We start from the raw sequence: 25,414 nt of genomic DNA, 5'->3' as shown, positions 1-25,414 counted from the left end.
GTGGACTCGTTCAACAACCTGCTCGAGGGGTTCGCGACCGCGCTGACCCCGACGCACCTCGCGCTGGCCGCGCTGGGCGTGCTGCTGGGCACGGCGATCGGCGTGCTGCCGGGCATCGGCCCGGCGATGGCGGTGGCGCTGCTGCTGCCCGTCACCTACGGCCTGGAGCCGACCGGGGCGTTCATCATGTTCGCCGGCATCTACTACGGCGGCATGTTCGGCGGCTCCACCACGTCCATCCTGCTCAACACGCCGGGCGAGAGCGCGGCGGTGGTCGCGGCCATCGACGGCAACCCGATGGCCCGGAAGGGGCGCGGCTCGCAGGCGCTGGCCGCGGCGGCCATCGGGCACTTCGTCGGCGGCACGATCGGCACCGTGCTGCTGGTGCTGCTCGCGCCGACGGTGGCGAAGTTCGCCGTGGACATCGGCGCGCCGGACTTCTTCGCGATCATGGTGCTGGCGTTCGTCGCGGTCACGTCCGTGCTCGGCGCGTCCCGCGTGCGCGGGTTCGCGTCGCTGCTCATCGGGTTGGCCATCGGCCTGGTCGGGCTGGACGAGATGACCGGCCAGCAGCGGCTCACGTTCGGCTCGCTGCACCTCGCGGACGGCATCGACGTGGTCGTGGTCGCGGTGGCCCTGTTCGCGGTCGGCGAGTCGCTGTGGGTGGCCGCCCACCTGCGGCGCAAGCCCGCGCGCCCGATCCCGGTCGGCCGCGCGTTCCTCGGCCGGGAGGACCTGCGGCGGTCGTGGAAGCCGTGGCTGCGCGGCCCGGTGATCGGGTTCCCGTTCGGCGCCATCCCGGCGGGCGGCGCGGAGATCCCGACGTTCCTGTCGTACGTGACCGAGAAGCGGCTGTCCCGGCACCGCGACGAGTTCGGCAAGGGCGCGATCGAGGGCGTGGCCGGGCCGGAGGCGACGGCCAGCGCGTCCGCCGCGGGCACGCTGGTGTCGATGCTGACGCTGGGCCTGCCGACGACGGCGGTGGCCGCGGTGATGCTGGCGGCGTTCCAGCAGTACGGCATCCAGCCGGGGCCGCTGCTGTTCGAACGCGAGTCGGCGCTGGTGTGGGGCCTGATCGCGTCGCTGTTCATCGGCCTGTGCCTGCTGCTGGTGCTGAACCTGCCGCTCGCGCCGGTGTGGGCGAGGCTGCTGCGCATCCCCCGGCCGTACCTGTACGCGGGCATCCTGTTCTTCGCCGGCGTCGGCGCGTACGCGGTGAACGCCGACGTGTTCGACCTGCTGGTGATGTTCGTGATCGGCGTGCTCGGCTTCGTGATGCGCCGCTACGGGCTGCCGGTGCTGCCGGCGATCATCGGCGTGATCCTCGGCCCGGCCGCCGAACAGCAGATGCGGCGGGCGCTGCAACTGTCGGACGGCTCCCTGACGGGCCTGGTCAACACCCCGTTCGCCCTGGTCGTGTACGGCGTCGTGGTGGTGCTGCTGGCGTGGCCGCTGATCCGCCGCGCCGTCCGCCGGCCCGCCCCGCCCGCCGAGCCGGCGGACCACCCGGAACGGCCGAAGGTGGACGCCTAGGCCGCCGCGTCACCCCGGCGGGCTCCCACCGCCGGGGTGGGCGGGCCGGGGCGCTCACGCCCGTCCGGCGCCGGGTGGCGCGGTGGTCGAGCGGACGACCAGGGACGGGCGCAGCAGGCGCCGCACGGGCTCGGCGCGCTCGCCCCGCACCCGTTGCAGCAGGGCCTCGGCGGCGAGCCGGCCGAACTCGTTGCGCGGCTGGTCGATCGTGGTCAGCGACACGTGCCGGAGGGCGGCCAGCGAGGTGTTGTCGTACCCGACCACGGAGACGTCCGCCGGCACCCGGAACCCCGCCTCCTCCAGCGCGGAGATCGCCCCGACCGCGTTGAAGTCGTTGCACGAGACGATCGCGCTCGGCAGGTCGCCCCCGTCCAGCAGGCCCCGCACCGCCCGCGCGCCGGCCGCGTCGGTGTACTCGCTGGCCACCACGCGCGGCGCGAGCCCGTGGGACGCCATCGCGGCGAGGTACCCGCGCCGCCGCGGCGCGGCCTGCGAGCCGCCGCCGCCGTCGAGGTGCGCGATCCGCTGGTGCCCCAACGACACCAGGTGCTCGACCGCGAGCGCGAGGCCGCGCTCGCCGTCGTCGTTCACGGTGTCCACGCCGGCCAGCCGGGACGACCGCCCCACCAGCACCACCGACGTCTGCTCCGCCGCCCGCGCGATGTCCGCGCTCGGCACCACCGGCGACAGCAGGGCCAGGCCCGCCGGCCGGAACGACAGCAGGCTGCGCAACGCCCGCCGCTCCCGCGCCGGCCGCCGCCCGCCGGTATTGAGGATCAGGTCGAACCCCTGCTCGGTCGCCACCGCGTCGAGCCCGTCCACGACCTCGGCGAAGAACGCGTTGTGCAGGTCCGACACCATCACGCCGAGCACGTGGGACGTGCGGCTGGCCAGCGACCGCGCCATGGCGTGCGGCGAGTACCCCAGCTCCTCGGCCGCCCGCAGCACGGCCGCCCGCCGCTGCTCGCTCACCCTCGGTGACCCCCGCATGACCAGCGACACCAGCGCGCGGGACACGCCGGCCCGGGCCGCGACGTCGTCCATCGTGGGTCTGACCACCGGTGTGCCTCCTGTGACCGCCGGGCGGACGGCCCGGGCGGGGAGCGTGCCCTTGACACCCGTGTGACGGACGTTACAGCATTGGAGCGCTCCAACGAATAGAGCGCTCTACCGCCAGAACGCCTCTACCAGGACGGAGACCAGCGGCATGCGCATCGGAGTGGCCGGAGTCGGGCGAATCGGTTCCATGCACGCGACCAACCTGGCGAGCCTCGACGAGGTCGACGAGGTGCTGCTGTTCGACCCGGAGCCCGGCCGCGCGGAGGCCGCGTCCGCCGCGCTCCCCGGCACCAGGAGCGTGCCCGACCTCGACACGTTGCTCACCCGCAGTGACGGCGTCCTGCTCGCCACCCCCACCACCACGCACCCCGCGCTGCTGCGCGCGACGATCGCGGCGGGCGTGCCGACGCTGTGCGAGAAGCCGATCGCGAGTCACCTGGACGAGATGCGCGCCCTGGTCGCCGAGGTCGAGGCGTCCGGCGTGGAGGTGCTCGTCGGGTTCCAGCGCCGCTTCGACCCCGCCGTGTCCGAGCTGCACCGGCGCGTCCGCGCGGGCGACGTCGGCGACGTGTACCTGGTCCGCGCGCTCGGCAACGACGCCGAACCGCCCGACCCCGCCTACCTGCCCCGGTCCGGCGGGATCTTCCGCGACCTGCTGATCCACGACCTGGACGCGGTGCCGTGGCTGGTCGGTCAGCCGGTGGTCGAGGTGTACGCGTCGGGATCGGTGCTGGTCGACCGGGCGTTCGCGGACGCCGACGACGTGGACAACGCCGTGGTGCTGCTCAAGTTCGCGGGCGGCGCGCACGCCACCCTCGCCGGCGGCCGGCACGACCCCCTCGGCTACGACCACCGCATCGAGGTGCTGGGCAGCCGCGACTCCCTCGCCGTCGGCCTCGACCCGCGCACGCCGCTGACGTCCCTGGAGCCCGAGGGCCCGAAGGCCGCCGCCGACGCCTACCCCGGCTTCCCGGAGCGCTTCCACCGCGCCTACCTCAACGAGATGGCCGTGTTCACCCAGGTCGTCGCCGGCGCCGCGGCGAACCCGTCGCCCGCGCGGGAGAGCCTGACCAGCCTCCGGCTCGCCGAGGCGTGCGAGCGGTCGCGCCGCTCCGGCGCCCCCGTCCGGATCGACCCGGAGGTGACCGCGTGAAGATCGCCGGCGCGCCCATCTCGTGGGGGGTCAGCGAGGTGCCCGGCTGGGGCCGGGTGCTCGACCCGGGAACCGTGCTCGCCGAGATGGCCGCCCTCGGCCTGACCGCCACGGAACTCGGCCCGCCCGGCTACCTGCCCGCCGACCCCTCCGCCCTGCGCCGCCTGCTCGACGGGCACGGCCTCGCGCTCGTCGGCGGCTTCCTCGCCGTGCCCCTGCACACCGACGTGCGGGCCACCGCCGCCGAAGCCGACCGCGTCGCCGCCCTGCTCGCCGCCGCCGGCGCGGAAGTCCTCGTGCTGGCCGCCGCCACCGGCCTCGACGGCTACGACGAACGCCCCGCCCTCACCGACGACGAGTGGCGCACCCTCGTCCACACCGCCGCCGCCGTCCGCGACCGCGCCGCCGACCACGGCCTGCGCACCGCCCTGCACCCCCACGTCGGCACGCACGTCGAACGCGCCGCCGAGGTCGAGCGCTTCCTCGCCGACTCCGACCTCGACCTCTGCCTCGACACCGGCCACCTCCTCATCGGCGGCACGGACCCGGTCGACCTGGCCCGCCGCCACCCCGGGCGCATCGGCCACGTGCACCTCAAGGACGTCCGCGCCGACATCGCGGCCACCGTCCGCGCCGGCGAACTCGGCTACGCGGCCGCCGTCCGACGACGCATGTACGTGCCGCTGGGCGAAGGCGACGTCGACGTGGCGGGCCTCGTGGCGCTCCTCCGGGACACCGGCTACACCGGCTGGCACGTCCTGGAGCAGGACACCGTCCTCGGCGACGACGACCCGCCCGACGGCCCCGCGCGCGACACCGCGGCCGGCCTCGCGCACCTCGGCCGGCTCACCGCCTGACCCCCAGCGAGGAGAGACGATGACGTCCACTCGAACGACCCTGCGCGCGGGACTCGCCCTGACCGCGCTCGCGCTGCTGGCCGCGTGCAGCGGACCCGGCGCGGAGAACGCCACGGGCACCGGCGCCGCCGCCGACCGGAACACCGCCGACCAGGCACCCTCCGGCCGGCTCCGCGTCGCCGTCGTCACCCACGGCACCGCGGGCGACGCGTTCTGGAACGTGGTCAAGAACGGCGCCACCGCCGCCGGCGAACAACTCGGCGTCACCGTCGACTACCACTCCGACGGCGACCCCGGCCGCCAGTCCACGCTGATCGACAACGCCGTCTCCCAACAGGTCGGCGGCATCGTCGTCTCGATGGCCAACCCCGACGCGCTCCGGACCTCCGTCCAGAACGCGGTCAAGGCCGGCATCCCCGTCGTCACCATCAACTCCGGCTCCGACAAGAGCGCGGCCTTCGGCGCGCTCGCGCACGTCGGCCAGGAGGAGGGCATCGCCGGCGAACAGGCCGGGCGCCGGCTCAAGGACGCGGGGAAGACCAAGCTGCTGTGCGTCATCCACGAAGCCGGCAACGTCGGCCTCAACCAGCGCTGCGACGGCGCCCGCACCGGCTTCGGCGGCGCCGTCGCCAACCTCCAGGTCGACATCAACAACCCCACCGACGCGGAGTCCCGCATCAAGGGCGCGCTCCAGACCGACCCGTCCGTCGACGCGGTGCTCGCCCTCAACCCGCAGGTCGCGATGTCGTCCGTGAACGCCGTCAAGGGCGCGTCGTCGCAGGCGGCGGTCGCCACCTTCGACCTCAACGCCGACGTCACCACCGCGATCAAGGCGGGCGACGTGCTGTTCGCCGTCGACCAGCAGCAGTACGAACAGGGCTACCTCCCCATCGTGATGATCAAGCTCTACCGCGACAACGCCAACACCGTGGGCGGCGGCCGGCCCGTCCTCACCGGACCCGGCTTCGTCGACCGGTCCAACGTGGACGAGGTCGCCGAGCACGCCGAACGCGGCACCCGCTGAGGAGGACGCCGGTGACCCCGCTGACGGACGTCCCCGACCCGCCCGACGAGCGCGTCGGCCGAGCCCGGCCGCTCGACCGGCTCCTGCTCCGCCCCGAGATCGGCGCGCTCCTCGGCGCGGTGCTCGTCTTCGCGTTCTTCTCGGCCACCACCGGGCAGTTCCTCAGCGCGGGCGGCGTCGCGACCTGGCTGGACGACGCGTCCACCCTCGGCATCGCCGCCGTCGCGGTGGCGCTGCTCATGATCGGCGGCGAGTTCGACCTGTCCGCCGGCGTGATGACCGCCTCCACCGCGCTCGTCACGGCGATCCTCGCCACCCGGCTCGGCTGGAACGTCTGGCTCGCGCTGCTCGCGTCCCTGGCGTTCGCGCTCGCCGTCGGCGCGCTCAACGGGTGGCTGGTGCTGCGCACCGGGCTGCCCAGCTTCATCGTGACGCTCGGGACGTTCCTCGCCCTCCAGGGCCTGAACCTCGGCGTCACGCGACTCGTCACCGGGACCGTGCAGGTGTCCGGCATGCGCTCCGCCGACGGCTACGCCTCCGCCGGGTTCGTGTTCGCCTCGACGTTCACCCTCGGCGGCACCGCCTTCCCCGTCTCGATCGCGTGGTGGGTCGCGGTCACGGTCGTCGCGTCGGTCGTGCTGCTGCGCACGCGGTTCGGGAACTGGATCTTCGCCGTCGGCGGGTCGGCCACGGCGGCGCGGGCCGTCGGCGTGCCCGTCGCCCGCACCAAGGTGCTGCTGTTCACGACCACCGCCGGCGCCGCCTGGCTCGTCGGGTCGACCACCATCCTGCGGTTCACCAGCGTGCAGGCCAACCAGGGCATCGGGCTGGAGTTCCAGTTCATCATCGCCGCCGTCATCGGCGGCTGCCTGCTCACCGGCGGGTTCGGCTCCGCCGTCGGCGCGGCGATCGGCGCGCTGATCTTCGGCATGGCCCGGCAGGGCATCGTCTACGCCAACTGGGACTCCGACTGGTTCCAGCTCTTCCTCGGCGTGATGCTGCTGGCCGCCGTGCTCGTCAACAACGCCCTGCGACGAAGGGCGGAGAGGGTGCGGCGATGAGCCCGTCGGAGCGACGCCCGCTGCTCGAGGTCCGCGGGCTCGGCAAGACCTACGGCACCGTGATCGCGCTGCGCGACGTGTCCACCGTCGTCAACGCCGGCGAGGTCACCTGCGTGCTCGGCGACAACGGCGCGGGCAAGTCCACGCTCATCAAGGTGCTGGCCGGCGTCCACCGGCACGACACCGGCGACTACCTGGTCGACGGCGTCCCGGTCCGCTTCGCCTCGCCCCGCGAAGCCCTCGACCGGGGCATCGCCACCGTCCACCAGGACCTCGCCGTCGTGCCGCTGATGAGCGTGTGGCGCAACTTCTTCCTCGGGTCCGAACCGACCACCGGGTTCGGCCCGCTCCGCTTCCTCGACCGGCGGCGGGCGCGGGAGGTGACCCGCACGGCCCTGGCCGACATGGGCATCGACCTGCGCGACGTCGAACAACCCGTGGGCACCCTGTCCGGCGGCGAACGGCAGTCCGTCGCCATCGCCCGCGCCGTGCACTTCGGCGCCAAGGTGCTGATCCTGGACGAGCCCACCGCCGCCCTCGGCGTCAAGCAGGCCGGGGTGGTCCTGCGCTACGTCGCCCGCGCCCGAGACCGGGGGTTGGGAGTCGTCCTCATCACCCACAACCCGCACCACGCCTACCCCGTCGGCGACCGGTTCCTGCTGCTCAAGCGCGGACACGTGCTCGGCGCGCACGAGAAGTCGGAGATCGGCATCGACGAGCTGACCCGGCAGATGGCCGGCGGGGCCGAGCTGGAGGCGCTGGCGCACGAACTGCGCGGGGTGGACCGATGACCGTCGAGGTGCTGACCGTCGGGCGCGTCGGGGTGGACCTCTACCCGGAGCAGAGCGGCGTGCCGCTGGCGCGGGTGCGGACGTTCGCCAAGTCCCTCGGCGGCACCGCCACCAACGTGGCCGTGGCCACCGCCCGCCTCGGCCGCACGGCCGCCGTGCTCACCAAGGTCGGCCCGGACGCCTTCGGCCCCTACGTCCGGTCCGCGCTGGAGTCGTTCGGCGTGTCGTCGTCGTTCGTCGGCACCGCCCCCGACCTGCAAACCCCGGTCGTGTTCTGCGCCCTGGACCCACCCGAGGACCCACCGCTGCTGTTCTACCGGTCACCCCTCGCGCCCGACCTGGCGCTCACCCCGGACGACGTGCCGTGGGACGTGGTGGCCGACGTGCCACTGCTGTGGGTGACCGGGACGGGCGTCTCGGCATCACCCGCCCGGGAGACCCAACGGGAAATCCTCCGACACCGGGCCCGCCGCCCGCACACCGTCCTGGACCTCGACCACCGGCCGGTGTTCTGGCCCGACGTCCCGACCGCGCGGCGCGAGATCGGCTGGATGCTCGACCACGTCACGGTGGCGGTCGGCAACCGGGCCGAGGTCGAGGTGGCGGTCGGCACGGCCGACCCGGACGAGGCCGCCACCCGGCTGCTGGCGCGCGGGGTGTCGCTGGCCGTGGTGAAGAAGGGCGGCGACGGGGTCCTGTTCGCCACCGCGTCGGGGAGGTGGACCATCCCGCCGCACCGGGTGGAGGTCGTCTGCGGGTTGGGCGCCGGCGACGCGTTCGGCGGCGCCCTCGCCCACGGCCTGCTGTCGGGCTGGGAACCGGAGCGGATCGCCCGCTACGCCAACGTGGCCGGCGCCCTGGTGGCGGGCCGCCTGGCGTGCGCCGACGCCATGCCGACCGCACGCGAGATCGAGGCCCACCTGTGAAAACCCTTCGACGGGCGGCCACCACCACCCCGTGCCAAGATCGACCAACCCCGGTGCCACCGGCAACACGATGGGGTGAACCTGGCCGGAAAGTGTACGGAAACACCGTTACCGATCCTCGGTTAAAACGAGGACCGAGCGCCCGACAACCACCACCCCTGCGCCATCACCCCCGACCTGCCCACCCGACCTGCCCACCCGACCTGCCCACCCACCCGGCCGGCCCGTCCACCCAACACCCCGCCCGCCTTAACCCCGACCCGCCTCAACCCCCATCCGCACCCACGCCCGCGCCCGCACCGACGCCCCGCCGGCACCGACGCCGTGGCCGTCCCCGACCATCCCCACACCCTCCCCGGCGACCCCGGACGGAGGCCCGAGGTGATCACCGACGACCAGTGGACGGCCCTGCCGCGCACCGGACGCACCCCGCCCCAACCGCCATCCGCCGCGCCTACCGCGCGAGCTGGGCCTACGCCGCGGGCTCAGCCCGGGGTGTGTGCTCGGCTCGGGATACGTGCTCAGCCTGGGTCGCATGCTCAGCCTGGGTCGCGTGCTCGGCCCGGGGCGCGTACCGGGCCCGCCGACGACATGCCCGGCTGCTGCCCAACCGGGGCGCGCCGGAGAGCGGCGCAATGGACGTCGGCGTCGGCTGGCCGCGGGCTGGTGGCGATGGTCGAGCTGCTGCCGTCCACGCGGGACGCGGCCGGTGCGCTCGTGTCCGGGGGCGACGCCGTCGGGTCGGTGCGCGCGGGCGGCGTGGCGGCTCGGCCCGGGATGGCGTTGGCGTGGGCGTTCACCTGGTCGAGGGGATCGGATGGCCGAGCGACTACACGCGCAAAACGGGACGAAACGGGCGAGAATGTGCGAGGGAGTGGTGGGATGAGCCTGCACCGGCCGTTGGGCACGCTGTCGGTCGGCGAGAACGCCGTCGAGCTCACCGCCGAGACCGCCGGATGGGATTACGCCGGGCTACGGGTGATCCTGTTGCACCCCGGTGGAGTGACCACGATCGAGACCGGTGATTACGAGGCGTTCGTGCTCCCCCTCTCCGGCGGCTGCGTGGTCGAGGTCGACGGCGAGCGGTTCGAGTTGCACGGGCGCGAGTCGGTCTTCACCCGGGTCACGGACTTCGCCTACCTCCCCAAGGCCGCCCGCGCGACCCTGTCCACCAGGGACGGCGTCGAGGTGGCCCTCCCGATGGCCCGCTGCGACCGCAGGCTCACCCCCCGGTACGGCCCGGCCGAGGACGTGCCGGTCGAGGTCCGGGGCGCGGGCAACGCCACCCGCCAGGTGACGAACTTCGGCGTCCCCGGCGCCTGGGACCACGCCGACCGGCTCATCGCCTGCGAGCTGATCACCCCGGACGGCAACTGGTCCTCCTACCCGCCGCACAAGCACGACCACACCTGCGACGTCGTCAACGAGGAGATCTACTACTTCCGCATCGCCGGCCGCGACCGGATCACCCCGTCGCGTGAAGGGTTCGGCTTCCACCGCACCTACACCGACGACTGGGACGAGCACGTCCTCGTCCGCGACGGCGACGTCTTCCTCGTCCCCCGCGGCTACCACGGGCCGTCCGTCGCCGCCCCCGGCTACCCCATGTACTACCTGAACGTGCTGGCCGGCCCCGGCCCCCAACGCTCCATGGCGTTCTGCGACGACCCCGCGCACACCTGGGTCCGGGACACGTGGGCGGGCCGGGAACCCGACCCCCGCTGCCCGGTCACGACCGCCGAAGGACGGGTGGGATGAGGCTCACCACCGCGCAGGCCCTGGTCCGCTGGCTCCGCGCGCAACGCACCGAACTGCCCGACGGCGCCCCCGCGCCCCTGTTCCCGGGCGTCTTCGCCATCTTCGGCCACGGCAACGTGCTCGGCCTCGGCAACGCCCTCGAAGAGGCCCGGCCGCACCTGCCCGTCTGGCGCGGCCACAACGAGCAGGGCATGGCGCTGGCCGCGGTCGGCCTCGCCAAGGCCACGCACCGCCGCCAGGTCGGCGTCGCCACCTCCTCGATCGGCCCCGGCGCGCTGAACATGGTCACCGCCGCCGGCGTCGCCCACGCCAACCGCCTGCCGCTCCTCCTGCTGCCCGGCGACACGTTCACCAGCCGCGCGCCCGACCCGGTGCTCCAGCAGGTCGAGCACTTCGGCGACCCGACGACCACGGTCAACGACGCGTTCCGCCCGGTCAGCCGCTACTTCGACCGGATCACCCGCCCCGAGCAGCTCCTCAACGCCCTGCCCCAGGTCGCCCGCGTGCTCACCGACCCGGCGGACTGCGGCCCCGCGGTGCTCGCCCTGCCGCAGGACGTGCAGGCCGAGTCGTTCGACTTCCCGGACGCGCTGTTCGACCCGGTCGTCCACCACCCGCACCGCCCGCGCCCCGACACGAGGGCCCTGGCCGACGCCGCCGACACCCTCCGCCGGGCACGCCGGCCGCTGCTGGTCCTCGGCGGCGGGGTCCGGTACTCCCGCGCCGCGGGCCGCGCGATCCGCTTCGCCGAGCGGCACGCCGTCCCGATCGCCGAGACCACCGCGGGCCGCACCCTGGTCCCGCACGACCACCCGCTGCACGCCGGACCGCTCGGCATCACCGGCTCCGCCTCGGCCAACGCCCTCGCCGAGCAGGCCGACGTCGTCCTGGCCGCCGGCACCCGCCTGCAGGACTTCACCACGGCCTCGTGGACGGTGTTCGCGCCCGACGCCCGGATCGTCTCGCTCAACACCGCCCGGTTCGACGCGGTGAAGCACGGCGCGTTGTCCCTGGTCGCCGACGCGGACGAGGGCCTGCGCGAGCTGACCGACGCGCTCGGCCCCTGGCGGGCCGACCCGGCCTGGGCCGCGCGGGCGGCGGAGGAGCGGGGCAAGTGGGACGCGTACGTCGACGGCCTGCGCGCCCCCGGCGGCACGCCGACGTACGCGCAGGTCGTCGGCGTGGTGAACGACCTGTCCACGCCCGAGGACTACGTCATGACGGCGTCCGGCGGCCTGCCCGGCGAGCTGATCGGCGGCTGGCGCGCGATCGGCGAGGCGACCATGGACGTCGAGTACGGCTTCTCGTGCATGGGCTACGAGCTGGCCGGCGCGTGGGGCGCGGCGATCGCCCGCCCCGACGGCGTGGTGACCACCCTCGTGGGCGACGGCTCGTACCTGATGCTCAACTCGGAGCTGTTCTCGGCCGCGTTCGCCGGGCACGGTTTCGTGGCCGTGGTCTGCGACAACGACGGGTACGCGGTGATCCACCGCCTCCAGACCGGTCACGGCGGCGCGGGCTTCAACAACCTCTACGCCGACGTCCGCACCGCGCACGACCGACCGCCGCGCACCGACTTCGCCGCGCACGCCGCCGCGATGGGCTGCGCCGCGTTCCCGGTGGACGACCTCGACGGGCTCCGCGACGCCTACCTCGCGGCCCGGGAGGTGGCGCGGGCGCAACGCCGCCCGGCCGTGGTCGTGATCCGCACTCACCCGTCCGCGTGGACCGAGGCGGGCGCGTGGTGGGAGGTCGGTGTGCCGGAGGTCGCGCACCGCGCGGAAATCACCGCCGCGCGCGCGGACGCGACCGCCGGAAAAGCGAAACAAATTCGCTACCGGTGATCGGGAGAATTCCTCACGGCCTCTCGTCGCCGTCCCTGCGGTAGACCGGGCCGAAGTGCGACCCCCGCTGGTCGTTGCGGTCGAAGTTCTGGATCACGTCCGCCTTCTGGGTCGGCACGTGCGCGTCGCGCCCGGCCTGGATCACCGTGGACCCGCCGGTGGCCACCGCGCTCTGGTTCACCGACGAAGGCAGCCCGACCACCGGCGACACCGGGTCCGCCGCGTCCGCGACCGCGCCGGCCCGGGCGTCGGGCGCGACGTCCTCCAGGACCAGGTCGTGCACGTTCCCGCTCGGCAGCCACATCCACCCGTGGCCGTGGAAGGTCTTCACCCGCACGTCCACGCGCCGGAAGTCCTCCGCCCGCAGCGTGGTGTACCCGGCCGCGACCAGCGACGTGAACAGCGTGTCGGACAGCACCACCACCAGGTCGGCCGACGACTGCTCCAGCGCGGCGTGCGCGGCCGCGCTGTCGAGCAGCCTGCTGACCAGCACCGCGTCCTGGCCGGGGTAGCCGTTCGCGCCCTCGACCGTGGCGCCGAAGTGGATCGCCATCCGCATCCGGAGCCTGGCCTCCGGCACCCGGTACCGGTTGGTGGCGGCCAGCTCGGCGTCCAGCGCCCGCACGTACCGGTCCACGACGTCGCCCTCCGGCGTCGCGACCGGCAGCACGGCCCACTCCTCGTCGCCCTTGGCCTGCCGCCGCCACTGCGAGCGGTCCAGGCCGGCGGCCTGCCCCGCCCGGTCCAGGCTGCGCACCAGCAGCTCCTGGAGCTCGCGTTGGAGCAGGTCGTCCGCCGACCCGTAGCTCTTCAGGTCACAACACACCAGCAGGCTGCGCTGGAAGCTCATCGGTTCGGCCTTTCGACGGGTGCTGACGCACTGCGGACACACGACTGCGCAGAGTCACTGTGGACTACTGCATCGGCGGGAATACCGCAGATGTGCGGTCTCGGGCTCAGAAGCCCGCGAATTTGCGCAGCCCCTCCAGGTCCGGCACCAGCACGTCACGCCTCAGGTGACTCACCACCACCCCCGCTTTTCGCAGATCGGAGAACGCCTTCTCGGCCGTCCTGGGCTTCATGCCGGCGATCGAGGCGAGTTCCACCTTCGTCAGCGGAATTCCGAGCGTCCACCCGTGGGCCTCTTCGCGCCCGTAGGTCTGCACCAATTCGGCCAGCACCCGGGCGACCCGTTCGGCGGCCGGGTGGGACAGGAAATCCCGCCTGCGCTGGTTGGCCCAGCGCAGCCGGTCGTTGATCATCCCTATCAATTCGACGAACACGTCGTTGCGCCGGTGCAGGAAGCTCATCAGCTCACCGCTGGTGATCAGCTTCGCGACCACGTCGCCGCAGGTCACGACGGTGGCCGAGCGCGGTTTCTGGTCGAGCGCGGCCATCTCGCCGACCAGGTCGCCCGCGACCCGGATCGCGAGCAGGGCGGTGTCTCCGGTCTCGTCCGTGGTCTGCACCTTGACCACGCCGTCGAGCAGCAGTAGGACATGAGTGTCCTTCGCGTCCTGCTCGATGACCTCGCGGTCGGCCGTGTACCGCACGACCGTGCCGATGTTCAGCAGTTCTTGTCGGGTGTTGTCTCGGAGGCGGCCCAGGAGGCTGTTGCTGGGCCACCCTGGATCCTGTGTCATCGTGGTCGGCATGGGCAGCATGTGGATCCTGTTACTGTCGTGACCGGCGGGACTTCCAATGGGCCGACCTGCGACGGGCGGCAAGTGATGGTCTCCCCGAACGTGCTGCGGACAGTACACCCGAATGGGCGTAACTGGCGCTCTTCTGTTCGGCGTTTTGCCCGGCTCCCGTGATTGATGATCACGTGCGAATGCACGCGCAATACCGAATCGAATGGAATTGCGCAGCTCCCGCGAGGTGGGACGGCCGCCACACCGGGGAACAAGGGGCCGATCGGGCGGACTTGGACCGGATGACGCGCCGCAGGGCCGTCGCAGTGCCGGAACGCATCCAGGAGCCACCCGTGAGCCTGCTCTTCAGCCCGCTGACCCTCCGCACCGTCACGCTGCCCAACCGCATCGCGGTCAGCCCCATGTGCCAGTACTCGGCCCGGGACGGCCACCCGAACGAGTGGCATCTCGTGCACCTCGGCTCGCGCGCGGTCGGCGGCGCGGGCCTGGTGTTCACCGAGGCGACCGCGGTGCAGGCGGTGGGCCGCATCTCGCCCGAGGACACCGGCCTGTGGGACGACGCGCACATCGACTCGTGGCGCCCGGTCGTGGACTTCGTCCACGCGCACGGCGCCGTGGCCGGGGTGCAGCTCGCCCACGCCGGTCGCAAGGGCTCGACCTACGCGCCGTTCGCGTCCCGCCGCGGTGGGGTCGCGGACGCGGACGGCGGCTGGACGCCCGTCGCGCCGAGCGCCGAGGCGTTCGACCCGACCTACCGGGTGCCGGCCGAGCTGGACGCCGAGGGCATCGCGGGGGTGGTCGCGGACTTCGCCGCGGCGGCCCGGCGCGCGGTGGCCGCCGGCTTCCGGGTGGTCGAGGTCCACGCCGCGCACGGCTACCTCCTGCACGAGTTCCTGTCCCCGCTCAGCAACCACCGCACCGACGGGTACGGCGGCTCCCTGGAGAACCGGACCAGGCTGGTGCGCGAGGTCACCGCCGCCGTCCGGGACGCCGTGGGCGAGGCCGTGCCGGTGTTCGTGCGCATCTCCGCCACCGACTGGGTCGAGGGCGGCTGGACCGCGGAGGACAGCGTCGTGCTGGCACGCGACCTCGCGGCCCTGGGCGCCGACGCGGTCGACGTGTCCACCGGAGGCAACGTGCCCACGGCGGACATCCCGACCGGCCCCGGCTACCAGGTGCCGTTCGCCGAGACCGTGCGGCGCAAGGCGGACGTGCCCACGGGGGCGGTCGGCATGATCACCGACGCCCGGCAGGCCGAACAGGTCCTCGCCGACGGCTCGGCCGACCTGGTGCTGCTCGGCCGGGAGTTCCTGCGCGACCCGTACTGGCCGCTGCACGCGGCAGCCCAGCTCGGGGTGCAGGTCGACCCGCCGAGGCAGTACGCCAGGGCGTTCTAGGGCCCCGCCGCAAAGGTTGGGCTGCCGGCCTGGAAAACCGGCAGCCCAACCTCAGCAGCGGGTGTTGGTGTTGTGTCAGCGACGGTAGTCGTCGTAATCGTCGTCCGACGGGTCGTCGAAGCGGTCTTCGCTTCGGCGACCACCAGCGGACTCGCCGCCGGACAGCTCGCGTTGCAAGGCGTCGACGTCGATGTTGTGAGAGCTGTATTTGAGCTCCCGCGCCACCTTGGTCTGCTTGGCCTTCGCTCGGCCGCGCCCCATGGCTCGACCCCCTCGCACAGGGACGGGGGCGGCCGGGGGAACGGCGGCCCCACTCGTCTCGACAACTAGTTCCTGGTAACTACCGTACCGTGTCGAAGGGGTTCCCCGCGACGCGGTAGGCGTGACACGTACCGCCAAATCTCACCGTGGGAGGATGCGCGGGTGCCTCGACCGTTCGTCGCCTACCTCAGGGTGTACGAACCGCTGTCGGCTCTTGACGCACCGTTGGCGGATCAGGTGCGGAAAGCCCTGGAGAGCGGGGCGCTGAGCCGTGCGGACGTCGGCGAGCGCGAGCGGGAGCTGTGGCTGCGATCACAGCTCGCCCGGCCGCGCCGCCTCCTGCCCGGTGAGCGGTCGGACGGCAGCGTCGCCCCCGACGCGCCGTTCGACGTGATGACCATCAGCCCCGCCGAGGTGCCGGGCGAGGTCGGCCCGGGACCCCTGGTCTGCCCGCTCGACCTGCGCGCCCGCTCGGCCGCCGCGCTGGTGGGCTTCCTGGCCACGGCCACCGGCCCGCTGCGCGAGGAGGCCGTGGCGGTCGAGCCCGAGGCGATCCGGGCGCGGGCGTCGGCGGTGATGGCCGAGCTGACCGGCGGGGCGGTGCACGTCATCTCGACCACGTGGACCGTGCCGCTGCCGTGGTTCGCCCTGGTCGAGCCGGAGGCGCGGCGGATCGTGCTGGCGCCCCGCGACGACCCGGAGCGCCAGGTGTCGTGGCGGGTGTCCATGTCGGACGCCCGGGCGCGGATCGTGCGGGCGCACCGCGTGGTGGCCGGGTCCCTCGGCGAGGGCGGTCCGGCCAAGGTGCTCGCGGACACCGGGCGGTGGCTCGACCACTTCGCGTCGGACTCGGCGGTCGAGCTGGACTACGGCGGCCTGGTGCAGCTCATCGACGACCGGGACCTGCTGGAGGACACCTCGGCGACGGACGTGAACGCGATCGTGGACGCGCTGGAGACCGGCGACGCCGAGGAGGTCGCCCTCCGCTACGAGCGCCTACGGGAGTTCTGGGGCGAGCTGGCGCGCCGCGAACGGCACGGCTAGCAGCACGCGGGCCGCCACGGCCGCCGCGGCGGCCAGCAGCAGGGCGGCGGGCCACCCGGCGGTCACCGCCACCCACCCGGCCAGCGGCGGCGTCACGGTGGCGCTGAGGTAGTTGGCCGTGTTCTGCATGCCGAGCGCGATCCCGGTCCGCCCCGGCGGCGCCAGCTCGCCCGCGGCGGTGATCGCCACCCCGTTCCAGCACAGGGCGAGCGCGGTCGTCGGCACGAGCAGCGCGGCCAGGAGCCAGACCGGCGCCTCGACGACGGCCGCGCACAGCGCGAACCCCGCCGCGATCAGCACGCTCAGCACCTTCAGCGGCCCGACCCGGGTGGCCGACCGGTCCGACCACACGCCGACGACGAGCCGGCCCGCGCCGCCCGCCACCTGGGACGCGGCGAACAGCGCCGCGGCGGCCCCCACGGCCACGCCGCGGTGCTCGTGCAGCAGCTCGACCACGAGCGCGGCGGCGGTGAACTGGGGGACGACGAGCAGGCCGCTGGCCGTGCTGAGCCGGACCAGGTCCGGGTCCTTGAGCACGACCCCGTGCCGCCCCCGACCGGACCGCACGGCCCACGGCGGCTCCCTGATCCACAACGCCACCGCGACCGCGACGAACCCGGTGAGGCCCGCCAGCGCGAGGAACGCCACCGGCACCCCGGCGCCCAGCGCGACGACCGGCAGCACGGCGGCCGCCAGGGCCGCGCCGAGCGGGGTCGCGGTCTGCCGCAGGCCCATGGCGAAGCCGCGGCGTTCGGCGGGGAACCAGGTCAGCACCGCGCGGCCGCTGGCCGCGTTCACGCTCGCCCCGAACAGGCCCACGCCGACCAGCGCCAGCCCGGCCACCACCGGCCCGTCGAGCGCGGCCAGCGCGAGGCACCCGGCCGCGCCGAACCCGCCGACGGCCATGACCAGCCGCTCGCCGCGCCGGTCGGCCGCCGCGCCCCAGGGGACGAGCGTGAGCATGGTGCCGAGGTTGACCGCGCCGAGCAGCATCCCGACCTGCGGGAGGGACAGCCCGAAGTGGTCGCGCAGCTGCGGCGTGATCGCCGGGAGGCCGAGGAACACCGCGGCGTTGGTGCCCTGCGCGACCGCGCCGACCGCGAGCACCACCCAGCGGTAAGCGGGCGAGGCGGACCGTTGTTGTGCCATCAACCGGCCACGTTAGGCGGCCGGCTCACCAAGTGGGACTGTGATCCTATTCCTTGGAACGCCCGGGGTTGGTCGGCCAGCCGCGCTCGGCGGCCAGCAGCTCGTCCACCGAGGCGCTGCCGCTCTGGTACCGGCCGGCGATCTCGGCGTTGAGCAGGTCGACCACGGCCTGCACCTCGCGCCTGCGGGCCGAGACCGACGACTCCTCGCCGACGAACACCCGCAGCGCCAGGTCGAGCTTGTCGTCCGACAGCGCGCTCACGTCCGACAGGTCCACGTCGGAGACCAGCGCCTCCACGTGCCGCCGGTGCGCCTCGGCCCGGGACGGCTCCTGCGTCTGGTACCGACCGAGACCAGTGGCCGGGCCCACGGCGTTCGACGCCAGGATCGTCGCGAGCTGGTCCACCACGGCCGACCCGCCCGACGTCCGCCGCTCCTGCTCGGCCCGCACGATGTCGATCCGCGCGTGCAGCAGTCTGCGCAGGTACGACAGGTCCGTCTCCTCCTGCGCCGCCTCGTCGCGCAACGCCCGCACCTCGGCGAGCGACAGCCGCTCGACCCCCTCGGCGTAGTCGGGGGCGAGCACCCGGTCGATACGGCGGCGTCCGCCGGGACGCACCTCGATCACGTACTCATCCTGAGGTAGTTCGTGTCCACCCGCCAACACAAACCTGCTTCCAAAGTTGTCTCAAACCTGTACCGGACTGCGCACGCCGAGCAGCTCACGTGCCTGGGCGGGCGACAAGGGCGGGCGCTGGGCGATCTTGGCCAGGCCCGCCGCGCGGGCGACCAGTTGCGCGTTGTCCCGGACCGGCTGCCCCTTGGCGTACGACAGCGTGTCCTCCATGCCGACCCGCAGGTGACCGCCGGCGGCCAACGCCGTCAGCATCACCGGCAGGGTGGTCCGCCCGATGCCCGTCGCCGAGAACGACGCGCCCTCCGGCAGCAGCCGCAACGCCGCCACCAGGGTCTCCGCGTCGCCGGGCATGCCTCCCGGCACGCCCATGACCAGGTCGACGTGCACCTTGCCGCCCGCGGGCAGCCCGTGCCGGTCCAGCAGCCGCCGCAGCGACGCGAGCTGGCCGATGTCGAAGATCTCGTACTCCGGGACGATGCCCCGCTCCTGCATCCCCTTGTGCAGGGCGACGACGAACTCCCAGCGGTTCAGGAAGACGTCGTCGCCGAAGTTCACCGTGCCCATGGTGCAGGACGCCGAGTCGGGCAGGGCGTCGAGCACCCGCAGCCGGTCGGCCTCCGGGTCGGTCACCGCGCCGCCGGTGGACAGCTGCACGACGAGGTCCGTGTGCTCGCGCAGGGCGGCCACGGTCTCCTTCAGCAGCCCGAGGTCCAGCGTCGGCCTGGTGTCCGCGCCGCGGATGTGCACGTGGACCATGGCGGCGCCGACCTGCTCGCACGCCCGGGCGGTGCGGACCAGCTCCTCCAGGGTGACCGGCAGCTGCGGGACGTCGGCCTTGGCGTGCTCGGCCCCGGTGGGGGCGACGGTGAGCAGCGTGCCGTGGGATCCGGGTCGGGACATGCCGTGATCCTGACACAGAACCCGTTCGGACCAGCGGGTCAGCACCCGACCGGGCACCCGGAACCGCAGGCAGGCGCGGTGCCCGGTTTTCCGGACCGGACGATCAGCGGCCGAGGTTGCGGGCCGCCTCCCGGCCGAGGCCGGGGGTGTCGGGCGGCACCGAGTCGGGATCGACCCGCGCCTGCACGCGGCGGTCCTCCGCGCCGACCAGCAGCTCGGTCTCCACCGGCACGGACCGCTTGACCAGCGCCAACACGATCGTGCCCAGCTCGTGGTGCATCGCCACGCTGCCGACCCGGCCGACCACGCGGTCCTCCACCAGCACCGGGTCGCCGGTCTCCGGCCGCACCTCGCGGGTGCCGTCCAGGTGCAGCAGCAGCATCCGGCGCGGCGGGCGGCCGACGTTGTGCACCTTCGCGACCGTCTCCTGACCCCGGTAGCAGCCCTTGTCGAGGTGCACGGCCTCGCCGATCCAGTTCACCTCGTGCGGGATGGTCTTCTCGTCGGTGTCCACGCCCAGGCGCGGCCGCAGGGACTCCACCCGCAGCGCCTCGAACGCCCAGGTGCCCGCCGGGCGGGCGCCCGCGCCGGTGAGCCGCGCCCACCAGTCGGCGATCCCGCCGCGCGGGACCACCAGGTCGACCGCGTCCGGGCCGGGCCACGGCGACCGGCGGGCGAAGCCGCCGTCGAGCGCGACCACGCCGTGCGGGCCCGCGGGCAGCGGCAGGTCCAGGCGGGCGAACAGGTCGGGGACGTCGGGGCCGACGACGGTCAGCACCGCCAGCTCGGCCGTCGCGTCCCGCGGCTCGACCTTCGACCAGAACACCATCTTGGTCAGGTAGGCGAGCAGCTCCGCCGCCCGCGACGCCTCCGTGTCGAGGTAGACGACGCCGCCGACGTGCGCGACCGCGGCGTGGTGCTCGACCCGGCCCTGGACGTCCAGGATCAGCGCCTCGGTGCCCTCGCCCTCGCCGAGCGCGGTGAAGTGCTGGCTGGTCAGCGAGTGCAGCCAGGTCAGCCGGTCGTCGCCCGGCACCGCGAGCACGGCGCGGTTCGACCGGTCGAAGACGGCCACCGACCGGGCCGCGGCGCGCTGCTCGGCGAACGGGTCGCCGAAGTGCCAGGGCACGCCCTGGTCCACGGCGCCCTCGAACGGCGCGACCGCGCCCGGCGCGGCCAACAGCGGTGAACTCACGGGGACTCCTTCGGGGCGCTCGTGGTCAGGCACTCGCGGCACGTGCCGGACAGCGCGAGGTGGCTCGCGTCCAGTTCGAACCCGTGCGACCCCCGCAGTGTTCCCGCGAGCGGTGCGAGCAGCTCGCACGGCACCTCGTCCACGTGGCCGCACCGGTGGCACACCAGGTGCACGTGCTCGTGCTCCTGGACCGAGTAGGTGGGCGCGCCGTGCCCGAGGTGGGTGTGCCGGACCAGGCCGAGCCGGTCCAGCAGGTCGAGCGTGCGGTAGACCGTGGTGATGTTCACCGTGGGCGCGGTGACCTGCACGCGCTGGCAGATCTGCTCGGGTGTGGCGTGCTCCAGCTCGCGCACGGCGTCCAGGACGAGCTGCCGCTGGGGCGTCATCCGCATGCCGCGTTCGTGCAGCGTCTTGCGCAGGGCCTTGGGAGCGCTGGCGGTGTCCACGAACCCGATGGTAGGCCGTGAGTAGTCTCACGGTATGCGCGTGCTCGCACTGCTGGACGGAACCCTGGCCGACCCCGACGCCCCGCTGATCCGGGTCGACGACTTCGGCCTGATGCGCGGGGACGGCGTCTTCGAGACGATCCTCGTCGTCGACGGCAAGCCCCGGGAACTCGACCCCCACCTGGACCGCCTGGCCCGCTCGGCGGCCATGCTGGACCTGCCGGAGCCGGACCGGGCCGCGTTCGAGCGCGCCGTCGGCCTCGTGCTCGACAACTGGACGGGCGGCGCGGAGATCGCGCTCAAGCTCGTCTACACGCGCGGGGTCGAGGGCGGCGACGGCACGCCCACCGGGTTCGCGCTGGGCATGGACATCGCGCCGAAGGTGATGCTCCAGCGGGCCGAGGGCATCGCCGCGGTGACCCTCGACCGGGGCATCGAGCCCGGCTTGATGGACCGCGCGCCGTGGCTGCTGCTCGGGGCCAAGTCGCTGTCGTACGCGGTGAACATGGCCGCGTTGCGCGAGGCCGAGCGGCGCGGCGCGGCCGAGGTCGTGTTCACCACCTCGTCCGGCTCGGTCCTGGAAGGACCCACGTCCACGCTGGTCATGGCCCGCGGTCGCACCCTGACCACGCCGCCCGCCGAGCTGGGCATCCTGCCCGGCACGACGCAGGCCGCGCTGTTCCGGGCCGCCGGGCGCGACGGCTGGGCGGTGGAGGTGCGGCCCGTCGAGGTGGAGGAGCTGTACTCGGCGGACGCCGTGCTCCTGGTGTCGAGCGTCCGCAAGATCACCCGCGTGCACACGCTGGACGGCAAGACCCTGCCGGACTCCACCGAACTGCACGCGCGGCTCGCCGAGCTGTACGAATCCGAGTACTGAATTGAATGGCCGCTGCTCGGTGTTGGATGGCCGCTGCTCCGCAGACGGCGGCTCGGTCGCCCGGAAGTCGCGACCTCGCGGGTGGTCGGCCGGCGAGACGACGCGACCCAGCGAGGGGGAGCCGGCGAGACGACGCGACTTCGTGGGGTGTGAGGCGTGAGCGACTGGCGCGGCCTCGCGGGGTGGTGTGGGCCGGGGAGGCGGTCCCCGGGGCCTCCTCCGCCCCGGGGGACCGCCCGCGGTCACCTCAGGCCGGCGTCCACGGCGTTGATCAGGGTGCCGTTGGCGGTGTCGCCGGACATCTCCCAGATCATCGCGCCGAGCAGGCCGCGCTGCTTGAGCCACGCGGTCTTCTTCTGGATCGCCCACACGTCGTCGAACGTCCACCACTGCCCGCCGTTGCCGGTGAAGCAGGACGTCGCCACCGCGGCCTCGTCGTGGTGCACCGTGCAGCCGGGCACGCTCGCCAGCAGGTTCGAGTACCCGCGCGTGCCCGCCTCCTCGGCGAACTGGCCGGGCGCGGCCCCGGTCGCCGACTGCCACTCGCCGTTGCGGTCACCCGCCTGGACGCCCTGCCAGCCCCGGCCGTAGAACGCCAACCCGATGGTGATCTTGCGCGGGTTCACGCCGACCGACGTGTAGGCGTTCACCGCGTTCTCGACGCTGAAGTGGAACGGGTACGGGTCGTCCGCGTCGGCGTACAGGTTGCCCTGGTGGCCGGTCCGGTTCGGCTCCCACGAGTTGTCGCTGCCCGCGCCGTGGAAGTCGTAGCCCTGCACGTTGAAGATGTCCAGGGACTTCGCCACCCGCGGCAGGTCCCAGCCCGCGTTGATCTTCGCCGGGTCGGCCGGGGTGAACGCGGTCAGGTCGTAGCGCCGGCCCGTCTCCCGGGTCAGCTCGTCGAGCTGCCGCCGGAACTCCTCGATCAGCAGGGTGTTGTTCTGCTTGTCGTTCGGGCCGACGTGGTTGCCGGGGTGGCCCTCCGCGCCCGGCCACTCCCAGTCGAGGTCGATGCCGTCGAAGATGCCCGCCGCGGTGCCGGGGCCGCCGGCCGCGTTGTAGACGGGCAGGTTGCCCCGGATGTAGATGTCCAGGCAGGACTTGACGAACTTCTTGCGGGCCGCGTCCGTGGCCGCGACGTCGGAGAAGTACTTCGAGTACGTCCACCCGCCCAGCGAGATCAGCACCTTGAGGTGCGGGTGCTTGGCCTTGAGCTTGCGCAGCTGGTTGTAGTTGCCGCGCAGCGGCTCCCAGCCGGTGTCGCCGACGCCGTCCACGGACTGCGCCGCGCCGAACGGCCTGCTGTAGTCGGCTTCCGCGTCCCCCGCGCCGTCGCCCTGGTTGGGGTCCTGCGGGTTGGACGAGGTGCCCTTGGTGACGCCGTGCAGGCACGTCAGGTTGACCGGGTCGATGTTGCCGAACGCGTAGTTCAGGTGGGTCAGCCTGGCCGCCGTGCCGCTGGTGTCCAGGTTCTTCACGAAGTACTGGCGGCCGTAGATGCCCCACTGCACGAAGTAACCGACCCGCGCGTACCCGTTCACGATGTCCGAAGTGGACACGGTGATCGCCCGGCTCGCGGTGGACACGTTGTCGTACAGGTCGCGGGCGCGGACCGTGAAGGTGTACTCGGTGGACGGTGACAGCCCGTCGACCTTCGCCGTCGTGCCGGTGACCGTCGCCCGGACCGAGTCGCCCTGGTAGACGTCGTAGTTGGCCACGCCCCGGTTGTCGGTGGACGCGTCCCAGCTCAGCGTGACGCTGCCGGCGTCCTTCGCGGTGCTGCGCAGGTTGGCCGGCGCGGACGGCGGCTGGGTGTCGTCCGCGGGGTTGTTGGTGGTCACCGACACCGCGTTGGACGCGGTGGACAGCGTGCCCTTGGTGTCCTTGGCCTTCACCGTGAAGGTGTACGCCGTGTTCGGGGTGAGCCCGGTGACGGTGGCGCCGGTGGACGTGACCGAGGCGGCCAGGGCGGAGCCGTTGTAGACCTCGTAGCCGGCGACGGGCAGGGAGCCCGGGGCCGACGCCGTCCACGCCAGGGAGACGGTCCTGGTCGTCTTCACCGGCGAGTGCAGGTTGGCGGGCGGCGTGGGCGGGGTGTCGGGCGTGCCGTCGCAGTTGGCGTTGTTGACCCGGCAGGTGACCGGTTCGACGGCCGCGCTCAGCGTGAACGTGGGGCTGTAGGGCTCGGTGGACCGCCGTGCCGCCACGCTCCGGTTGTAGTGCACCGGGTTGAGCGTGACGGTGGCGCCGGTCTGGCTGATCGTGGCGTGCTGCGCGTTGCTCGCCGTGACGCCGGCGGGCAGCGTGAACGTGATCGACCAGTCGGCGAGCACCGCGTCGGTGTTGTTGTTCACGACGAACCTGCCGGTCGAGCCGGCGAGGCTGAAGTCGGCGGTGGTCGGCGCGGGCGGCGGTGGGGGCGGGCCGCTGCCGTCGCAGCTCGCGCCGTTGATCGTGCAGGTCGTCGGGTCGACGGCCTGGCTGAGGGTGAACGTCGGGCTGTACGGGTCGGTGGTGCGGCCCGCCGGGATCGAGTTGATGTAGAACGCGGGCGTCAGGGTGACCCGCGTGCCGGTCTGGGTGGTGGTGGCGTGCTGCGCGCCGCTGACGGTGACGCCGGGCGGCAGGTCGAACTTGATCGACCAGCCGGAGACGGCGGCGGTCGTGGGGTTGGCGACCACGAACTTGCCCGTGGTGCCGGTCCTGCTGAACGTGGCGGTCGGACCGGTCGCGGCGGCGGCCGGTGCGGACAGCGCTGCGGTGGCCAGGGCTAAGGCCACGAGCGCGATGGCTGGTCGGCGCATCAGGGTGTGCCTCTCGAATAAGGGATCAGTCGAGAACCACGGCGGCCTGGTCGTGCGCTTGCCGAACGCCTCCGAACGTAAGTCGTGCCGCCCGCCTTGACAATGGGTCTAGACCAATTGCGTCCGTTCGGCCGCGCGCTCAGGTTCGGGGCGCGAACCGCAGCCGCGTGCCCGGCGCGGCCTGGCCGAGCAGCGGCAGCGCCTCCGGCGCGACCACGCCGATCACCGGGTAACCGCCGGTCGTGGGGTGGTCGGCGAGGAAGACGACGGGCCGGCCGTCGGCGGGCACCTGCACCGCGCCGGTGACCAGGCCCTCGCTCGGCAGCTCCCGCCCGACCCGGTCGGCGGTCCGCTCCAGCGCCGTGCCGGTGAGGCGCAACCCGACGCGGTTGCTGCGCTCGGAGACCGTCCAGCGGCCGGCGGCGAGCCGGCGCACGGGGTCGTCGAACCAGTCGTCGCGGGGACCCGGCACGACGGGCACGACCAGCTCGTCCGGGACGTGCCGCGGCACCAGCACGTCCACGCCCACCGGCACGCCGGTCGGGTCGCCCAGCGGCAGCTCGTCGTCCGGGCGCAGCGGGGCCGGGCCGAGGCCGGAGAGCAGGTCGGTGGCGCGGCTGCCCAGGTCGGCCGGGACGGCGATGCCGCCGGACACCGCGACGTAGGACCGCAGGCCGCCGCGGGGCGTGCCGAGGACGAGGGTGTCGCCCGGCGCCAGGTGCAGCGGCGGGTCGCGCAGGACGCCGTTGACCAGGGTCGGGGTGGACGGGCCGGTGACGGCGACCGTGCAGGAGGCGTTGGCGCGCAGGGCCAGGCCGCCGAGGAGCACTTCGAGGCAGGCGGCGTCCTCGGGGTTGCCGACCAGGCGGTTGGCGAGCGTGAGGGAGGGCGGGTCGAGCGCGCCGGAGGGCGGCACGCCGAGGTGCGCGTGACCGGGCCGGCCGAGGTCCTGGACCAGGGCCTGCGGGCCGGTGCGCAGGACGGTGAGCGTGCGCGGGCGTTCAACCCGGGTGTTCCGAACGCAGGACACGCGCGTTCCGGGC

Annotated in this window: 23 protein-coding genes and 1 pseudogene; 13 read left to right on the top strand and 11 right to left on the bottom strand. The window is 73.6% G+C overall.

Annotated elements, in window-relative coordinates; all coding sequences use genetic code 11:
- Entirely contained in the window at positions 1 to 1,533 is a 1,533-nt protein-coding gene (locus ACWEFJ_RS01615; protein ID WP_378088807.1) for a tripartite tricarboxylate transporter permease, read from the top strand.
- 54 nt (positions 1,534 to 1,587) lie between these two features.
- Here the strand turns inward: ACWEFJ_RS01615 and ACWEFJ_RS01610 are convergent, their stop codons facing one another.
- Entirely contained in the window at positions 1,588 to 2,592 is a 1,005-nt protein-coding gene (locus ACWEFJ_RS01610) for a LacI family DNA-binding transcriptional regulator (protein ID WP_449712586.1), read from the bottom strand.
- Between the two features lie 121 nt (positions 2,593 to 2,713).
- Here ACWEFJ_RS01610 and ACWEFJ_RS01605 point away from each other — a divergent pair.
- The 9 genes and pseudogenes from ACWEFJ_RS01605 to iolD all read left to right on the top strand — a co-directional run.
- Positions 2,714 to 3,082: pseudogene (locus ACWEFJ_RS01605) on the top strand (Gfo/Idh/MocA family protein); the annotation flags it as partial.
- A complete protein-coding gene (locus ACWEFJ_RS01600) occupies positions 3,074 to 3,745 on the top strand; it encodes a Gfo/Idh/MocA family protein (RefSeq protein WP_449712641.1) in 672 nt (223 codons plus the stop codon). The pseudogene ACWEFJ_RS01605 and the gene ACWEFJ_RS01600, both read left to right, overlap by 9 nt.
- Positions 3,742 to 4,602 (top strand): TIM barrel protein, encoded by an 861-nt coding sequence (locus ACWEFJ_RS01595; protein WP_449712585.1) that lies wholly within the window; start codon positions 3,742 to 3,744, stop codon positions 4,600 to 4,602. The genes ACWEFJ_RS01600 and ACWEFJ_RS01595 overlap by 4 nt, the downstream gene beginning before the upstream one ends.
- Before the next feature lie 19 nt (positions 4,603 to 4,621).
- Positions 4,622 to 5,626 (top strand): sugar ABC transporter substrate-binding protein, encoded by a 1,005-nt coding sequence (locus tag ACWEFJ_RS01590; RefSeq protein WP_449712584.1) that lies wholly within the window; start codon positions 4,622 to 4,624, stop codon positions 5,624 to 5,626.
- A 20-nt stretch (positions 5,627 to 5,646) separates the two neighbouring features.
- A complete protein-coding gene (locus tag ACWEFJ_RS01585; RefSeq protein WP_449712640.1) occupies positions 5,647 to 6,687 on the top strand; it encodes an ABC transporter permease in 1,041 nt (346 codons plus the stop codon).
- Positions 6,684 to 7,478, top strand: a complete 795-nt coding sequence (locus tag ACWEFJ_RS01580) for an ATP-binding cassette domain-containing protein (protein WP_449712583.1) — start codon at positions 6,684 to 6,686, stop codon at positions 7,476 to 7,478. Before ACWEFJ_RS01585 ends, ACWEFJ_RS01580 begins: the two co-directional genes overlap by 4 nt.
- Positions 7,475 to 8,404 carry a 5-dehydro-2-deoxygluconokinase gene (gene iolC / locus ACWEFJ_RS01575; protein WP_449712582.1) on the top strand — a complete coding sequence of 310 codons (930 nt, stop codon included), beginning with the start codon at positions 7,475 to 7,477 and terminating at the stop codon, positions 8,402 to 8,404. Before ACWEFJ_RS01580 ends, iolC begins: the two co-directional genes overlap by 4 nt.
- A gap of 882 nt (positions 8,405 to 9,286) precedes the next feature.
- Positions 9,287 to 10,162: a 5-deoxy-glucuronate isomerase gene (gene iolB / locus ACWEFJ_RS01570; protein ID WP_378088818.1), complete on the top strand. Its 876-nt coding sequence runs from the start codon at positions 9,287 to 9,289 to the stop codon at positions 10,160 to 10,162.
- Positions 10,159 to 12,006: a 3D-(3,5/4)-trihydroxycyclohexane-1,2-dione acylhydrolase (decyclizing) gene (gene iolD / locus ACWEFJ_RS01565; protein WP_449712581.1), complete on the top strand. Its 1,848-nt coding sequence runs from the start codon at positions 10,159 to 10,161 to the stop codon at positions 12,004 to 12,006. The genes iolB and iolD overlap by 4 nt, the downstream gene beginning before the upstream one ends.
- Before the next feature lie 13 nt (positions 12,007 to 12,019).
- Here iolD and ACWEFJ_RS01560 read toward each other — a convergent pair whose 3' ends face one another.
- Both ACWEFJ_RS01560 and ACWEFJ_RS01555 read right to left on the bottom strand, forming a co-directional pair.
- A complete protein-coding gene (locus ACWEFJ_RS01560) occupies positions 12,020 to 12,856 on the bottom strand; it encodes a hypothetical protein (protein ID WP_449712580.1) in 837 nt (278 codons plus the stop codon).
- A gap of 106 nt (positions 12,857 to 12,962) precedes the next feature.
- Complete coding sequence (locus tag ACWEFJ_RS01555) at positions 12,963 to 13,649, bottom strand: Crp/Fnr family transcriptional regulator (RefSeq protein WP_378088824.1); 687 nt, start codon at positions 13,647 to 13,649, stop codon at positions 12,963 to 12,965.
- A gap of 344 nt (positions 13,650 to 13,993) precedes the next feature.
- On the opposite strand from ACWEFJ_RS01555, the gene ACWEFJ_RS01550 reads away from it, so the two are divergent.
- A complete protein-coding gene (locus ACWEFJ_RS01550) occupies positions 13,994 to 15,058 on the top strand; it encodes an NADH:flavin oxidoreductase/NADH oxidase (RefSeq protein WP_449712579.1) in 1,065 nt (354 codons plus the stop codon).
- 75 nt (positions 15,059 to 15,133) lie between these two features.
- Here ACWEFJ_RS01550 and ACWEFJ_RS01545 read toward each other — a convergent pair whose 3' ends face one another.
- A complete protein-coding gene (locus ACWEFJ_RS01545) occupies positions 15,134 to 15,319 on the bottom strand; it encodes a DUF3073 domain-containing protein (protein WP_378088827.1) in 186 nt (61 codons plus the stop codon).
- Between the two features lie 162 nt (positions 15,320 to 15,481).
- On the opposite strand from ACWEFJ_RS01545, the gene ACWEFJ_RS01540 reads away from it, so the two are divergent.
- Positions 15,482 to 16,363: a hypothetical protein gene (locus ACWEFJ_RS01540; protein ID WP_449712578.1), complete on the top strand. Its 882-nt coding sequence runs from the start codon at positions 15,482 to 15,484 to the stop codon at positions 16,361 to 16,363.
- On the opposite strand, the gene ACWEFJ_RS01535 is transcribed toward ACWEFJ_RS01540, so the two are convergent.
- The 5 genes from ACWEFJ_RS01535 to ACWEFJ_RS01515 form a co-directional block, all read right to left on the bottom strand.
- A complete protein-coding gene (locus ACWEFJ_RS01535; RefSeq protein WP_449712577.1) occupies positions 16,316 to 17,512 on the bottom strand; it encodes an MFS transporter in 1,197 nt (398 codons plus the stop codon). The two genes, ACWEFJ_RS01540 and ACWEFJ_RS01535, sit on opposite strands and share 48 nt — an antisense overlap.
- Before the next feature lie 46 nt (positions 17,513 to 17,558).
- Positions 17,559 to 18,140, bottom strand: a complete 582-nt coding sequence (locus ACWEFJ_RS01530) for an RsiG family protein (protein ID WP_378088833.1) — start codon at positions 18,138 to 18,140, stop codon at positions 17,559 to 17,561.
- 60 nt (positions 18,141 to 18,200) lie between these two features.
- Positions 18,201 to 19,049: a BKACE family enzyme gene (locus ACWEFJ_RS01525; protein WP_378088835.1), complete on the bottom strand. Its 849-nt coding sequence runs from the start codon at positions 19,047 to 19,049 to the stop codon at positions 18,201 to 18,203.
- 103 nt (positions 19,050 to 19,152) lie between these two features.
- A complete protein-coding gene (gene ygfZ / locus ACWEFJ_RS01520) occupies positions 19,153 to 20,244 on the bottom strand; it encodes a CAF17-like 4Fe-4S cluster assembly/insertion protein YgfZ (RefSeq protein ID WP_449712576.1) in 1,092 nt (363 codons plus the stop codon).
- A complete protein-coding gene (locus ACWEFJ_RS01515) occupies positions 20,241 to 20,690 on the bottom strand; it encodes a Fur family transcriptional regulator (RefSeq protein ID WP_449712575.1) in 450 nt (149 codons plus the stop codon). Before ACWEFJ_RS01515 ends, ygfZ begins: the two co-directional genes overlap by 4 nt.
- A 34-nt stretch (positions 20,691 to 20,724) precedes the next feature.
- Between ACWEFJ_RS01515 and ACWEFJ_RS01510 the strand changes: the two genes are divergently transcribed.
- Positions 20,725 to 21,567, top strand: coding sequence for an aminodeoxychorismate lyase (locus ACWEFJ_RS01510; RefSeq protein WP_378088838.1), 843 nt, complete (start codon positions 20,725 to 20,727; stop codon positions 21,565 to 21,567).
- A gap of 242 nt (positions 21,568 to 21,809) precedes the next feature.
- Here the strand turns inward: ACWEFJ_RS01510 and ACWEFJ_RS01505 are convergent, their stop codons facing one another.
- Positions 21,810 to 24,371 carry a glycosyl hydrolase family 18 protein gene (locus ACWEFJ_RS01505; protein ID WP_449712574.1) on the bottom strand — a complete coding sequence of 854 codons (2,562 nt, stop codon included), beginning with the start codon at positions 24,369 to 24,371 and terminating at the stop codon, positions 21,810 to 21,812.
- A gap of 139 nt (positions 24,372 to 24,510) precedes the next feature.
- Positions 24,511 to 25,401, bottom strand: a complete 891-nt coding sequence (locus ACWEFJ_RS01500; RefSeq protein ID WP_378088842.1) for a 5-oxoprolinase subunit C family protein — start codon at positions 25,399 to 25,401, stop codon at positions 24,511 to 24,513.
- Positions 25,402 to 25,414: the final 13 nt, after the last annotated feature.

This window comes from Actinosynnema sp. NPDC004786, assembly GCF_053601135.1.
The sequence above is the reverse complement of the archived record's forward strand: the minus strand, read 5'-3'. Positions and strand labels throughout refer to the sequence as shown.

What these genes read in the sequence shown, in the direction of transcription:
- ACWEFJ_RS01590 (WP_449712584.1), top strand. Translation starts at nt 4,622, where the DNA reads ATGACGTCCACTCGAACGACCCTGCGCGCGGGACTCGCCCTGACCGCG.
- ACWEFJ_RS01580 (WP_449712583.1), top strand. Translation starts at nt 6,684, where the DNA reads ATGAGCCCGTCGGAGCGACGCCCGCTGCTCGAGGTCCGCGGGCTCGGC.
- iolC (WP_449712582.1), top strand. Translation starts at nt 7,475, where the DNA reads ATGACCGTCGAGGTGCTGACCGTCGGGCGCGTCGGGGTGGACCTCTAC.
- iolB (WP_378088818.1), top strand. Translation starts at nt 9,287, where the DNA reads ATGAGCCTGCACCGGCCGTTGGGCACGCTGTCGGTCGGCGAGAACGCC.
- iolD (WP_449712581.1), top strand. Translation starts at nt 10,159, where the DNA reads ATGAGGCTCACCACCGCGCAGGCCCTGGTCCGCTGGCTCCGCGCGCAA.
- ACWEFJ_RS01560 (WP_449712580.1), bottom strand. Translation starts at nt 12,856, where the DNA reads ATGAGCTTCCAGCGCAGCCTGCTGGTGTGTTGTGACCTGAAGAGCTAC.
- ACWEFJ_RS01555 (WP_378088824.1), bottom strand. Translation starts at nt 13,649, where the DNA reads ATGACACAGGATCCAGGGTGGCCCAGCAACAGCCTCCTGGGCCGCCTC.
- ACWEFJ_RS01545 (WP_378088827.1), bottom strand. Translation starts at nt 15,319, where the DNA reads ATGGGGCGCGGCCGAGCGAAGGCCAAGCAGACCAAGGTGGCGCGGGAG.
- ACWEFJ_RS01535 (WP_449712577.1), bottom strand. Translation starts at nt 17,512, where the DNA reads ATGGCACAACAACGGTCCGCCTCGCCCGCTTACCGCTGGGTGGTGCTC.
- ACWEFJ_RS01525 (WP_378088835.1), bottom strand. Translation starts at nt 19,049, where the DNA reads ATGTCCCGACCCGGATCCCACGGCACGCTGCTCACCGTCGCCCCCACC.
- ACWEFJ_RS01510 (WP_378088838.1), top strand. Translation starts at nt 20,725, where the DNA reads ATGCGCGTGCTCGCACTGCTGGACGGAACCCTGGCCGACCCCGACGCC.
- ACWEFJ_RS01505 (WP_449712574.1), bottom strand. Translation starts at nt 24,371, where the DNA reads ATGCGCCGACCAGCCATCGCGCTCGTGGCCTTAGCCCTGGCCACCGCA.